General features: G+C 72.7%; 8 protein-coding genes. 6 read left to right on the forward strand and 2 right to left on the reverse strand.

The features are described 5' to 3' along the window. Positions 1-71 precede the first annotated feature (71 nt). The 3 genes from ACGH7X_RS31825 to ACGH7X_RS31835 all read left to right on the forward strand — a co-directional run bounded on the left by ACGH7X_RS31825 (position 72) and on the right by ACGH7X_RS31835 (position 2982). Positions 72-917 carry an inositol monophosphatase family protein gene (locus ACGH7X_RS31825; RefSeq protein ID WP_399891657.1) on the forward strand — a complete coding sequence of 282 codons (846 nt, stop codon included), beginning with the start codon at positions 72-74 and terminating at the stop codon, positions 915-917. A gap of 110 nt (positions 918-1027) precedes the next feature. Continuing rightward, positions 1028-2437 carry a phytoene desaturase family protein gene (locus tag ACGH7X_RS31830; protein ID WP_399891659.1) on the forward strand — a complete coding sequence of 470 codons (1410 nt, stop codon included), beginning with the start codon at positions 1028-1030 and terminating at the stop codon, positions 2435-2437. Between the two features lie 35 nt (positions 2438-2472). Next, a complete protein-coding gene (locus ACGH7X_RS31835) occupies positions 2473-2982 on the forward strand; it encodes an O-acetyl-ADP-ribose deacetylase (RefSeq protein WP_399891662.1) in 510 nt (169 codons plus the stop codon). 69 nt (positions 2983-3051) lie between these two features. On the opposite strand, the gene ACGH7X_RS31840 is transcribed toward ACGH7X_RS31835, so the two are convergent. Next, positions 3052-4434: a ricin-type beta-trefoil lectin domain protein gene (locus ACGH7X_RS31840; protein WP_399891665.1), complete on the reverse strand. Its 1383-nt coding sequence runs from the start codon at positions 4432-4434 to the stop codon at positions 3052-3054. A gap of 280 nt (positions 4435-4714) precedes the next feature. Between ACGH7X_RS31840 and ACGH7X_RS31845 the strand changes: the two genes are divergently transcribed. Beyond that, positions 4715-8632: a glycoside hydrolase family 2 TIM barrel-domain containing protein gene (locus tag ACGH7X_RS31845; protein WP_399891668.1), complete on the forward strand. Its 3918-nt coding sequence runs from the start codon at positions 4715-4717 to the stop codon at positions 8630-8632. A 26-nt stretch (positions 8633-8658) separates the two neighbouring features. Here ACGH7X_RS31845 and ACGH7X_RS31850 read toward each other — a convergent pair whose 3' ends face one another. Continuing rightward, positions 8659-9021: an ArsR/SmtB family transcription factor gene (locus tag ACGH7X_RS31850; protein WP_399891670.1), complete on the reverse strand. Its 363-nt coding sequence runs from the start codon at positions 9019-9021 to the stop codon at positions 8659-8661. 50 nt (positions 9022-9071) lie between these two features. On the opposite strand from ACGH7X_RS31850, the gene ACGH7X_RS31855 reads away from it, so the two are divergent. Further along, positions 9072-11003, forward strand: coding sequence for a heavy metal translocating P-type ATPase (locus ACGH7X_RS31855; RefSeq protein WP_399891673.1), 1932 nt, complete (start codon positions 9072-9074; stop codon positions 11001-11003). A 79-nt stretch (positions 11004-11082) separates the two neighbouring features. Further along, positions 11083-12567 (forward strand): AlkA N-terminal domain-containing protein, encoded by a 1485-nt coding sequence (locus ACGH7X_RS31860; RefSeq protein ID WP_399891676.1) that lies wholly within the window; start codon positions 11083-11085, stop codon positions 12565-12567. The last annotated feature ends 8 nt before the right edge of the window (positions 12568-12575 follow it).

A 12575-nucleotide genomic window follows, 5' to 3' on the forward strand; every position in this document is an offset into this window, starting at 1 on the left:
GTTCGTGTCGATTCCACCCGGAGTACACCACCCGGGTGGGGATTGTCAGTGGCGCGTGCTCTCATGGAGCAATGATCGAGAACAACGAAACCATCGACGAGTTTCTCGCCCGGCACGCAGACGACGTGGAGGAGGCCGTCCGCAAGGCGGCCGCCCAGGAGATCATGCCGCGCTGGCGCCGGCTCGCGGCGGACGAGGTCGACCAGAAGGCCGGCCCGCACGACCTGGTGACGGACGCCGACCGCAAGGCCGAGCTGTACCTCACCGACGTCCTGGCCGGCCTGCTGCCCGGCTCGGTGGTGGTCGGCGAGGAAGCGGTGCACGACAACCCCGCGTCGTACGAGGCGATACGCGGCGAGGCGCCGGTGTGGATCATCGACCCGGTCGACGGGACCCGCCAGTTCGTGCGCGGCGAAGAGGGCTTCTGCACGCTGGTCGCGCTCGCCCACCGCGGCGTCGTCCACGCCTCCTGGACCTACGCCCCCGCCCAGGACCGGCTCGCCACGGCCGTGCGGGGCCGGGGCGCCTTCCTGGACGGCGAGCGGCTGTACGCCGGACCGCCCGAGCCCGGCCGCGACCTGCGCGTCGCCACCTCCCACCCGGACTACACGACGGACGAGCAGAAGCGCGCCCTGCTCGTCCTGCGCACCCCGGGCGTGGCACCCCGCGCCTGCGGCTCGGCGGGCCTGGAGTACCTCGCGGTCGCCCGCGGCGAGTCCGACGCCACGGCGTTCTCCTGGGAGGCCGCGTGGGACCACGCGGCGGGACTCCTGCTGGTCGAGGAGGCGGGCGGCACCCACCTGACCCGTACGGGCGAGCCCTTCCGCATCACCGGTGACAACGACCTGCCGTTCACCGCGGCCCGCGACGCGGCCACGGCCCGCCGGGTGGTGGCACTGCTGTCGGGCGAGGCCTGATCCGCACCGGCCGCCGCGGGCGGGGCCCCGCGACCGCGGGCCGCCCCACCCCGGGCATATCCTGATGCCGAGTGGCCATCGGCTGACGAAGGGGTCCCAAGGTGCCGTCGATGCTCGATGCGGTCGTAGTGGGTGCGGGGCCGAACGGACTGACCGCCGCCGTGGAGCTGGCCCGCCGCGGCTTCGCGGTCGCCGTGTTCGAGGCCCGGGGCACCGTGGGCGGCGGGGCCCGCACGGAGGAGCTGACCCTGCCGGGCTTCCGGCACGACCCGTGCTCCGCCGCGCACCCGCTGGGCATCAACTCACCCGCATTCCGCGACCTCCCCCTGGCGCGGTACGGGCTGGAGTGGCTGCACCCCGGCCTGCCCATGGCACACCCCTTCCCGGACGGCTCGGCCGCCGTGCTCGCCCGCTCGGTCGGCGAGACGGCCGCCTCCTTCGGAGCACGCGACGCGGGCACTTACCGCAGGCTGGTCGAGCGCTTCCTGCCCAGGTGGGACACCCTGGCCCGGGACTTCATGTCCCTGCCGCTCACCGCGCTGCCCCACGACCCGGTCACCCTCGCCCGGTTCGGACTGGTCGGTCTGCCCCCGTCGACGTGGCTGATGCGCCGCTTCCGCGACGAGAAGGCCAAGACCCTCTTCGCCGGGCTCGTCGCGCACGTCATGGCCCCGCTCGGCGGCTTCGCCACCGGCGCCATAGGCCTGGTCTTCGCGCTGGCCGCGCACGCCCGCGGCTGGCCCGTGGCGCGCGGCGGCTCCCAGGCCATCTCCGACGCCCTCACCGCCTACCTCGAGGACCTCGGCGGCGCCGTCCACACCGACTACGAGGTCAAGCGCCTCGACGACCTGCCGCCCGCGCGGGCGTACGTCTTCGACACCTCGCCCACGGCCCTGGCCCGCATCGCCGGCCTCGGCAACCACTACGCCGGCTACCGCTACGGCCCCGGCGTCTTCAAGATGGACTACGCGCTGGACGGCCCCGTCCCCTGGACCGCCGAGGAACCCCGCAGCGCCGGCACCGTGCAGATCGGCGCCGACAGCGCGGAGATCGGCGCCGCCCTGCACGCGGCCTCCCGCACGGACCGCGCGCCCGAGCGGCCGTTCCTCATCACCGTGCAGCCCAGCGTCGCCGACCCCACCAGGGCCCCGGCAGGCAAGCACGTCTTCTGGGCGTACGGCCACGTCCCCAACGGCTGGACCGGCGACCTCACCGACGCCGTCGAACGCCAACTGGAGCGCTTCGCCCCCGGCTTCCGCGACCGCGTCCTCGCCCGCGCCACCGCCGGCCCGCCCGAACTCGCCGCCCGCAACGCCAACTACGTCGGCGGCGACATCGCCTCCGGCGCGGTCTCCGGCCTCCAGCTCCTGCTGCGCCCCAAGCTGTCCCTCTTCCCGTACTCGACCCCGCACCCGGCCGTGTTCATCTGCTCGTCGGCCACCCCGCCAGGACCCGGCGTCCACGGCATGTCGGGCCACAACGCGGCGAAGGCCGTCTGGCGCAGACTCCGCCAGACCTGACCCCGACACACACCCGAGCCGAGCGAGGACCGGCCATGCCCACCATCACCCTCGTGCAGGGCGACATCACCCGCGAGAGCGCCGACGCGATCGTCAACGCCGCCAACTCCTCCCTCCTCGGCGGAGGCGGCGTCGACGGCGCCATCCACCGGCGCGGCGGCCCCGCGATCCTCGCCGAGTGCCGCAGGCTCCGCGCGGGCCACCTCGGCAAGGGCCTCCCCACCGGCCGCGCCGTCGCCACCACCGCGGGCGACCTGGACGCCCGCTGGGTGATCCACACGGTCGGCCCGGTACACAGCACCACCGAGGACCGCTCCGCCCTCCTCGCCTCCTGCTACCGCCAATCCCTCCGCGTCGCCGACGAACTGGGCGCCCACACGGTCGCCTTCCCGGCCATCTCCACCGGCGTCTTCCACTGGCCCCTCGACGACGCGGCCCGCATCGCCGTCGAGACCGTCCGAACCACCGACACGTCGGTCACGGAGGTCCGCTTCGTCCTCTTCGACGACCGCGCGCACGAGGCGTTCACGGCGCGGGTGGACTGACCCCGTCGGGCGCCGGGGACCGCTTTAGTGCGCCTCCTCGGCGGAGCGCCGACCCCTGTCCCGGGTACGTCAGCGCGTGCTCCACTTCTGGTTGTCCTGGCCGTTGCACTCCCAGAGGTGGAGCCTGGCGCCGTTGCCGGTCTTCTGGTCGACGACGTCGACGCACTTGTTGGCCTGCACATTGACCAGGTCCTTGGGGCCGGCCAGGATGAACTGCTGTGCCGGGTTGCCGCTGCACACCGCCACCTGGACCACCGTTCCGTTGGCCGTGCCGCCCCAGGTCGCGTCCATGCACAGGCCCATCGACCGGATCGTGCCGTCGGAACGGAAGTCCCACTTCTGCCAGTTCTTGCCGTTGCAGTCCGCGATCTGCAGCGGTGCACCGTCTCGCCACTTGTGGCCCACCACCTCGATGCAGCGGTTCGAGGCGTGGCCGTAGATGGTCGTGCCGGGGGCGACGGTCTCCGGGGCGGGCTCGGGCTCGGTGCCGGGCTTCTGCTTCTCGCCCCCGCCCGACGTCTCCTTCTCGGGTGTCTTGGGCGCCGGCGGCTTCTCGGCGTCGTCGTCCTTCGGTTGCTGTGTGACCGGCTGCTGCGGTTGCGGCTGCTCGGCGGGGGCCGACTCGGCGGTGCTGGGCAGGATCTCCGGACTCGCACTCGGACTGGGTGCGAGTGCGGCGCCCGCCTGCTGCGTCTGCTCGGTGGCGCTGGTGCGGACCTGCGGCTTGTAGGCGATCCAGATCATGACGAAGGCGATGGTCAGCGCCACCGCGATGCCCAGGAACGTGGCCAGCCAGCGGGGCAGGAACCCGCGCTGGACGTACGTGCCCTCGACAGCGGTGGGGTCGACTCCGGAGCGCCGCACGGCCAGCGTGTACGGCCGCTCCTCCTTCGAGCCGAACCAGATGACCTGCTTCGGTTTCAGCGTCGTCTCCACGAACGCCGCGCGCCCCGGCTCGATCTGCACGTTCGACGGCCGGATCTCGTACGACAGATGGTCGCCGTTGTCGCTGCCGGCGATCGACGCCGTCACCTTCGTATTGCCGAGGTTGTCCACCGCGAGCTTCGGCCGGCCCCGGAACCTGCCCTTCACCGTCGGCGGCACCAACTCCGCCCGCACCTCGGTGAACGAGGTGATCGTCAGGTTGCCCTCAGGCACCGTCACCGCGTCCGGATGCTCCGTCGGCGTGATCCGCACCGCGTACGGGTTCGGCCCCGCCACCGCATCCGGCGTACGCGGGGGCGCGAAGGTCAGCTCGACCGTCCCCGTCGTGCCCGGATACAGACGCAGGGTCTGCGGCTCGATCGTCGTCCAGGGAGCGATGTCCCCGACGGGCTCGAACCGGTACTCGTCCACCACGTCACCGGTATTACGCACCCTCAGCCGTACGCGCGTACTGCTGCCGGGGTCCACAGTCGCGGACGCGGGCTCCACGGAAGTCCACAGGCTCACAGGGAGACGTTACGTGGTGACCGGTTCCCCGTCAGGGGCCGTTGGGGCACTCCTGGCTGCCCCAGCGGCCCTGATCGCGTGGCCGGTCACTGAAGACGCCCCTGTTCACCAGGAACGAACAAACTCCGACGGGATAATTGATTCGGTTGTGTTCGGGTCCTAGGGTGACCACTGACTCAGTAGTCGCCGCGTCACCTGCAGTTGCCATCCGCCCCCACGTCAACTGCACTCACAGCACCGTGCGTTGAGCCGCCCCCGAAGCCCACGGAAGGCCACGGTCATGCCGCACTCATCCGTGTCACCCGCCGGATTCCCGGCCCGCCCCCACCGTCCGGTCGTCAGCCGCCGCCGCCTCCTGGAGGGCGGAGCCGCCGTCTTCGGCGCGCTCACCCTGTCCGCCTCGCCGCTCGCCGCGCACGCGGCCGGGCGGCGGACGGCCGCCGCCGACGAGCCCCCGGAGTGGAACGACTTCGGCGTCTTCCGGCTCGGCACCGAACCGCCGCACACCACCCTCACGCCGTACGCGGACGTGAAACAGGCCCTCGCCGGCGACCGTGCCCGCTCGCCCTACCGGCTGAGCCTGGACGGCAGCTGGAAGTTCGCCTACGCCGACCGCCCCGAGGACCGGGACGCCGACTTCCACCGCACCGACGTGGACGACGGGGACTGGGAGACCATCCCGGTCCCGTCCGTGTGGCAGCTGCACGGCCACGACTTCCCGATCTACCTGAACATCACCTACCCGTACTGGGGCCCCAACGGCCTCGGCGAGGACCCGCAGCCGCCCGCCGCGCCGACCCGCTACAACCCGGTCGGCCAGTACCGGCGCACCTTCACCGTCCCCCGCGACTGGAAGGGCCGCCGTACCTTCCTCCACTTCGAGGGCGTCAAGTCCGCGCACTACGTGTGGATCAACGGCGAGCTGGTCGGCTACGACGAGGATTCCTACACACCCTCCGAGTACGACGTCACCGACCACCTCAAGCCCGGCACCAACCAGATCGCCGTCGAGGTCTATCGCTACGCCGACGGCGACTGGATGGAGGACCAGGACATGATCCGGCTGAGCGGCATCTTCCGCTCGGTCCACCTCTACTCCACGCCGGCCGTGCACCTGCGCGACTTCAAGCTGGACACCCCGCTGAACGACACCTACACCGGCGCCGAGCTGGCCGTCACCGCGAGCGTGCGGGCGTACGGCGAGGGCGGCACCGGGCGCTACACCGTCGAGACCCAGCTGTACGACGCGCGCGGCCACGCCGTCTGGTCCCGGCCGCTGGAGCAGCCCGTCGACATCGGTTCGGCAGGCGCCGGCGAGGACGTCACCGTACGGGCCGCCAAGGCCGTGTCGAAGCCCAGGCTCTGGTCGGCCGAGCACCCGGACCTCTACACGGCCGTGCTGCGCCTGCGGGACGCGGCTGGCAAGGTGGTCGAGACCCTGTCCCACCGGGTCGGCTTCCGCGAGTTCGCGCTCAGGGACGGGCTGATGCGGATCAACGGCCGGCCCGTCTCCTTCCGCGGCACCAACCGCCACGAGATGCACCCCTCTCGCGGCACCGCGCTCAGCCGCGAGGACATGGTCAAGGACATCGAGATCATCAAGCGGATGAACATCAACAGCGTCCGCACCTCGCACTACCCCAACAACCCGTACTGGCTGGAACTGGCCGACGAGTACGGCCTCTACCTCGTCGACGAGACCAACCTCGAGACCCACGCCATCCGCGACGAGTACCCCGGCGACCATCCCGACTGGACCGACGCCTGCGTGGCCCGCGCCCAGAACATGGTCCACCGCGACAAGAACCACGCCTCGGTCGTCATCTGGTCGCTGGGCAACGAGGCGGGCGGCGGCTCCACCTTCACCGCCATGCACGACTGGATCCGCTCCTACGACGAGACCCGCGTCATCCAGTACGAGGGTGACGACCGCCCCGGCATCAGCGACATCCGCTCGGCGATGTACGACAGCCCGCAGCGCGTCGAGCAGCGGGCGCAGGACACCTCCGACACCCGGCCGTACGTCATGATCGAGTACGCCCACTCGATGGGGAACTCCACCGGCAACTTCAAGAAGTACTGGGACGTCGTGCGCGCCCACGACGTGCTCCAGGGCGGCTGGATCTGGGACTTCGTCGACCAGTCCCTGTACACGCCCGTCCCCGCCCGCACCCTGCTGACCGAGGCCGGACCGGCCGGACTGCGCGGCGAGATCCTCGCCACCCGCGGCACCCTCGACCGGGACAAGGGCCTGTCCGGCATCACCGTCTTCGAGCGCCACGACAGCCTCGACCTCACCGGCTCGCTGACCCTGGAGGCCTGGGTCACCCCGCACGTGACGGGCTACCACCAGCCGCTCCTCGCCAAGGGCGACACCCAGTACGCGCTGAAGCAGAACGGGCGGACACTGGAGTTCTTCATCCACTCCGAGGGCCAGTGGATCACCGCGAACTGGAACGTACCGGACGACTGGACCGGCAGCGAGCACCACATCGCGGGCGTCTTCGACGCGGATGCCGGGACCCTGACCCTGTACGTCGACGGCGTCGAGCGGGCCACCCGCACCACCGACCGGCGCCCCAGCAGCAACACCGCGCCCCTCGCGCTCGCCACCGACGCCGACAACCAGGTACGGGAGTTCAGCGGCACCATCCGCCGCGCCCGTGTCTACGCCCGCGCCCTCGGCGCCACCGAACTGGCCTCCGACGGCCGCGGTCCCGGCGACGACGGCGTGCGGTTCTGGTTCGACGCCGCCACCGTGAAGACCGGGACGAAGCGGCCGGGGGACAGGACGTTCCTCGCCTACGGCGGCGACTGGGGCGACAACCCCAACGACGGCGCCTTCGTCGCGGACGGCATCGTCACCGCCGACCGCGGACACACCGGCAAGGCCGCCGAGGTCAAGCGCGTCTACCAGGCCGTCAACGCGGCCCGCGGCCCCGGCCAAGACCCCGGCGCGGTCACCCTCACCAACGAGTACCTGTTCACCAACCTCCGCGAGTTCGACGGCCGGTGGCAACTCGTCGCCGACGGAAAGGCCGTACGACGCGGGAAACTGACCCGGGATCAGCTGGACGTGGCACCGCGGTCCAGCAAGGACATCACCCTCCCCGTCCGGCTGCCCGGCGCCCCCGACCCTGGCACCGAGTACTTCCTGGAACTCTCCTTCACCACCAAGGAGTCCACCCCGTGGGCGAAGGCGGGCTTCGAGGTGGCCCGGCAGCAACTCCCCGTCGAGACCGGCGCCCCCGCCGTGACCCCGGCACGCCTGCGGAGCGTCCCGGCGCTGCGGCACGAGGACCGCGACCAGGACGTCAGGGTCAAGGGCGGGGACTTCTCGGTCACCGTCGACAAGCGCACCGGCACCATCACCTCCTACGAGGCCAGTGGCACCCGCCTGATCACCTCCGGGCCCGTGCCCAACTTCTGGCGGGCGCCCACCGACAACGACAAGGGCAACGGCCAGCACACCCGCAACCAGACCTGGCGGGACGCGGGCGCCCGCCGCGAGGTCACGGACGTCGCCGTGCGCACCCTCGGCGACCGGGCCGTCGAGATCAAGGTGACCGGCACCCTCCCCACCACCACCGAGTCGGCGTACACCACCACGTACACGGTCTTCGGCAACGGCGAGATCAAGGTCGACAACACCCTGCACCCGGGCGCCGCGAACCTGCCCTACCTCCCCGAGGTCGGCACGATGCTGTTCCTGCCGGGCCGCCTGGACCGGCTGCACTGGTACGGGCGCGGCCCGGAGGAGAACCACTGGGACCGGAACGACGGCACGGACGTCGGCCTGTACTCCGGGACCGTCGCCGAGCAGTGGACGCCGTACATCCGCCCGCAGGAGAACGGCAACAAGACCGACGTCCGCTGGATCGCCCTCACCGACCGCCACGGCGTGGGCCTGCTCGCGTCCGGCGAACCCCTGCTGGAGGCCAACGCGTCCTTCTTCACGCCGGAGGACCTCTCGGCCGGCGTGCGCCACGACTACCAGCTGACCCCGAGGGACGAGGTCGTCCTGCGCCTGAACCACCGTCAGATGGGCGTCGGCGGCGACAACAGCTGGGGCGCGCACACCCACGACGAGTTCAAGCTCTTCGCCGACCGGGACTACGCGTACACCTACCGGCTGCGCCCGCTCACCGACGTCCGTGACGCGACGCGCGCCTCGCGGCGGCCGACGGCGACGCAGTAGCGGACGGGAGCGGGGGAGCGGCGCCGTCAGCCGGCGGCGTCGCTGATCCCCAGCCGCAGGTGCTCCACGTGGTACACGGCCTGGTCGAGCAGTCCGGCGACATGGTCGTCGTGCAGGGCGTACACCACCGAACGGCCGTTGCGCTCGCCGACCACCAGACCGAGGTTGCGCAGCAGCCGCAGCTGGTGCGAGCAGGCCGACTGCTCCATGCCGACCTCCGCCGCCAACTCCGTGGCGGGCAGCGGGCCTTCGCGCAGCCGGGCCAGGATCAGCAGCCGGGACGGGGTGGACAGGGCCTGGAGGGTCGTGGCGACCTTCGCGACGTTGTCCGCGTCCAGGCGCACCCGCTCGGCGGCGTCCTGCGCGGTGGTGGCGGCTCCATGACCCATGCGGTCATCTTACGCATTCCGCCACGGCACATGAACGGATGAACGAATGAATGAGTCTTCATGTGTTCCTGTATGGTGGCCGCGTGTCCACCACCCTCGCCCCCGCTCCCGCGAAGGCACCCGCCACCCCCGCGCGCCCTCACCGCACCCGCGTCCTCGCCCTGCCCGAAGCCCGCTGGGCGCTCGTGTCCCTCGTCGCGTTCCTCCTGGCGCTGCCCCTGGACATCGGCGGCGCCCCCGCCTGGACGTACGCCCCGCTGTACGCGATCGCCTACGCCGCCGGCGGCTGGGAGCCCGCGCTGGAGGGCCTGCGGGCGCTGCGCGAGAAGACCCTGGACGTCGACCTGCTGATGATCGTCGCGGCGCTGGGCGCGGCGGGCGTAGGGCAGGTCCTCGACGGCGCCCTGCTGATCGTCATCTTCGCCACGTCCGGCGCGCTGGAGGCCCTGGCCACCGCCCGCACCGCCGACTCCGTGCGCGGCCTGCTCGACCTCGCGCCCACCACCGCGACCCGCGTGCGGGAGGACCGCGAGGAGACCGTCCCCGCCGCCGACCTCACCGTCGGCGACCTGGTCCTGGTCAGGCCGGGGGAGCGGATCGGCGCCGACGGCACGGTCCTCGACGGCGCCGGCGAGGTCGACCAGGCCACCATCACCGGCGAATCCGTGCCCGTCCTCAAGCGCCCCGGCGACGACGTCTTCGCCGGCACCCTCAACGGCACCGGCGCGCTGCGCGTCCGCGTCACGCGCGACCCGGCCGACTCCGTCGTCGCCCGGATCGTCACCCTGGTCGAGGAGGCGTCCCGCACCAAGGCGCCGACCCAGCTGTTCATCGAGAAGATCGAGCAGCGCTACTCGGTCGGCGTGGTGATCGCGACCCTCGCGGTCTTCGGCATCCCGCTCGTCCTCGGCGCCGCCCTCACGGACGCTCTCCTGCGCGCCATGACGTTCATGATCGTCGCCTCGCCCTGCGCGGTCGTCCTCGCGACGATGCCGCCCCTGCTCTCCGCCATCGCCAACGCCGGCCGGCACGGCGTCCTGGTCAAGTCGGCGGTCGCCATGGAACGCCTCGGCGAGATCGACGCCGCCGCCCTCGACAAGACCGGCACGCTCACCGAGGGCACCCCCGAGGTGACCGCCGTACGCCCCCTTCCCGCGTCCGACCTCGACCAGGACGCCCTCCTCGCCCTCGCGGCAGCGGCCGAGCACCCCAGCGAACACCCGCTGGCCCGCGCGATCGTGGCCGCCGCCCGGGCCCGGGGACTGCACATCGCGTCCGCCGACGACTTCACGGCGGCTCCCGGCCGCGGCGTGACGGCCGTGATCGACGGCCGCACGGTGCACGTCGGCCGCGCGGACACCCCCGAGGGCGCCGAGACCACCGTCCGGGTCACCCGCGACGGCACCCTCCTCGGCACCCTCGCCCTGACCGACCGCCTCCGCGCCGACGCCGCCCCGGCCACCGCCGCGCTCACCGCCCTCACCGGTGCCGCCCCCACCCTGCTCACCGGCGACCACGCGGCCGCCGCCGCCCGGGTGGCCACCGCGACCGGCATCACCGACGTCCACGCGGACCTGCTGCCCGAGGGCAAGGTCGAGGCCGTACGGGAACAGGAGCGGGCCGGCCGCAAGGTGCTCTTCGTCGGCGACGGCGTCAACGACGCCCCCGCGCTGGCCGCCGCGCACGCCGGCGCCGCCATGGGCCGCGCCGGCTCCGACCTGGCCCTGGAGACGGCCGACGCGGTCGTCGTGCGCGACGAGCTGGCGGCCGTACCCGCCGTCGTACGGCTCTCCCGGCGCGCCCGTCGGCTGGTGCTCCAGAACCTGGTCGTCGCCGGTGCCTTCATCACCGTCCTCGTCCTGTGGGACCTGATCGGTCACCTCCCGCTGCCGCTCGGCGTCGCGGGCCACGAGGGCTCGACCGTACTGGTCGGCCTCAACGGCCTGCGGCTGCTGCGCGAGTCGGCATGGCGGTCGGAGTGATCCGAGAGGCCCCAGGAAGCGTGACGTCCATGTCGGATTCCCGCCAGCCACGGCTCGGCCGGTGGACCATCCTGGACGCATGCAGACGGGAATGCACACGGACACCGAGCGCTGCCTGCGCGCCGTCCGGTCGAAGGACGCGCGGTTCGACGGCTGGTTCTTCACGGCCGTCCTGACGACCGGAATCTACTGCCGGCCCAGCTGCCCGGTGGTGTCGCCCAAGCCGGCGAACATGACCTTCCACCCGAGCGCGGCAGCCTGTCAGCAGGCCGGGTTCCGGGCCTGCAAACGCTGCCGTCCGGACACCAGCCCCGGCTCGCCCGAGTGGAACCGGCGCGCCGACCTCACGGCCCGCGCCATGCGGCTGATCGCCGACGGCGTCGTGGACCGCGAGGGCGTACCCGGCCTCGCCGCCCGGCTCGGCTACAGCACCCGGCAGATCGAACGCCAGCTGCTCGCCGAGCTGGGCGCGGGCCCCCTCGCACTCGCCCGCGCGCAGCGCGCCCAGACCGCCCGGCTGCTCGTCGAGACGACCCCGCTGCCGATGGCGGACATCGCCTTCGCGGCCGGCTTCGCCTCCATCCGCACCTTCAACGACACGGTCCGCGAGGTCTACGCGCTCTCCCCGAGCGAACTGCGCACCCGCGCCCCCAGGAACCGCCAGACCCGCACCGCCCCCGGCGCCCTGTCCCTGCGCCTCCCCTTCCGCACCCCGCTCAACCCGGACAACCTCTTCGGCCACCTCGCCGCCACCGCCGTACCCGGCGTGGAGGAGTGGCGGGACGGCGCGTACCGGCGCACCCTGCGCCTCCCCTACGGTCACGGCATCGTGGCCCTCACCCCGAACCCCGACCACATCGGCTGCCGCCTCACCCTCAGCGACCTGCGCGACCTCACCGTCGCCATCAGCCGCTGCCGGCGCCTGCTCGACCTGGACGCCGACCCGGCGGCCGTCGACGACCAGTTGCGCGCCGACCCGCTGCTCGCGCCGCTCGTCGACAAGGCACCCGGCCGGCGGGTGCCGCGCACGGTGGACGAGGCGGAGTTCGCCGTACGGGCCGTGCTCGGCCAGCAGGTCTCCACCGCCGCCGCCCGCACCCACGCCGCCCGCCTGGTCACCGCGCACGGCGATCCGGTGGACGATCCCGAGGGCGGACTGACCCACCTCTTCCCGTCCACGCAGGCCCTGGCGGCCGTGGACCCGGAGAACCTCGCGATGCCCCGGACCCGCCGCACGACCTTCACGACCCTGGTCTCCCACCTGGCCGACGGCTCGGTCAACCTCGGCGTCGAGTGCGACTGGGCCGAGACCCGCACCCGGCTCCTCGACCTCCCCGGCTTCGGCCCCTGGACCGCCGACGTCATCGCCATGCGCGCCCTCGGCGACCCCGACGCCTTCCTCCCCACCGACCTCGGCATCCGCCGCGCCGCCGGCGAACTGGGCCTGCCCGCGACCCCTGCCGCGCTCACCGCCCGCGCGGCGGCCTGGCGGCCCTGGCGGGCGTACGCCGTCCAGTACCTGTGGGCGACCGACAGCCACCCGATCAACTTCCTGCCCGTATGAGCCCGTTC

It is taken from the genome of Streptomyces sp. BBFR51 (assembly GCF_044591655.1).
In the GTDB taxonomy this organism is placed as follows: domain Bacteria; phylum Actinomycetota; class Actinomycetes; order Streptomycetales; family Streptomycetaceae; genus Streptomyces.

Excerpts from the sequence above, each read along its gene's own strand:
- ACGH7X_RS31845 (WP_399891668.1), top strand. The coding sequence starts at position 4,715 with ATGCCGCACTCATCCGTGTCACCCGCCGGATTCCCGGCCCGCCCCCAC.
- ACGH7X_RS31855 (WP_399891673.1), top strand. The coding sequence starts at position 9,072 with ATGAGTCTTCATGTGTTCCTGTATGGTGGCCGCGTGTCCACCACCCTC.
- ACGH7X_RS31835 (WP_399891662.1), top strand. The coding sequence starts at position 2,473 with ATGCCCACCATCACCCTCGTGCAGGGCGACATCACCCGCGAGAGCGCC.
- ACGH7X_RS31850 (WP_399891670.1), bottom strand. The coding sequence starts at position 9,021 with ATGGGTCATGGAGCCGCCACCACCGCGCAGGACGCCGCCGAGCGGGTG.
- ACGH7X_RS31860 (WP_399891676.1), top strand. The coding sequence starts at position 11,083 with ATGCAGACGGGAATGCACACGGACACCGAGCGCTGCCTGCGCGCCGTC.
- ACGH7X_RS31825 (WP_399891657.1), top strand. The coding sequence starts at position 72 with ATGATCGAGAACAACGAAACCATCGACGAGTTTCTCGCCCGGCACGCA.
- ACGH7X_RS31830 (WP_399891659.1), top strand. The coding sequence starts at position 1,028 with ATGCTCGATGCGGTCGTAGTGGGTGCGGGGCCGAACGGACTGACCGCC.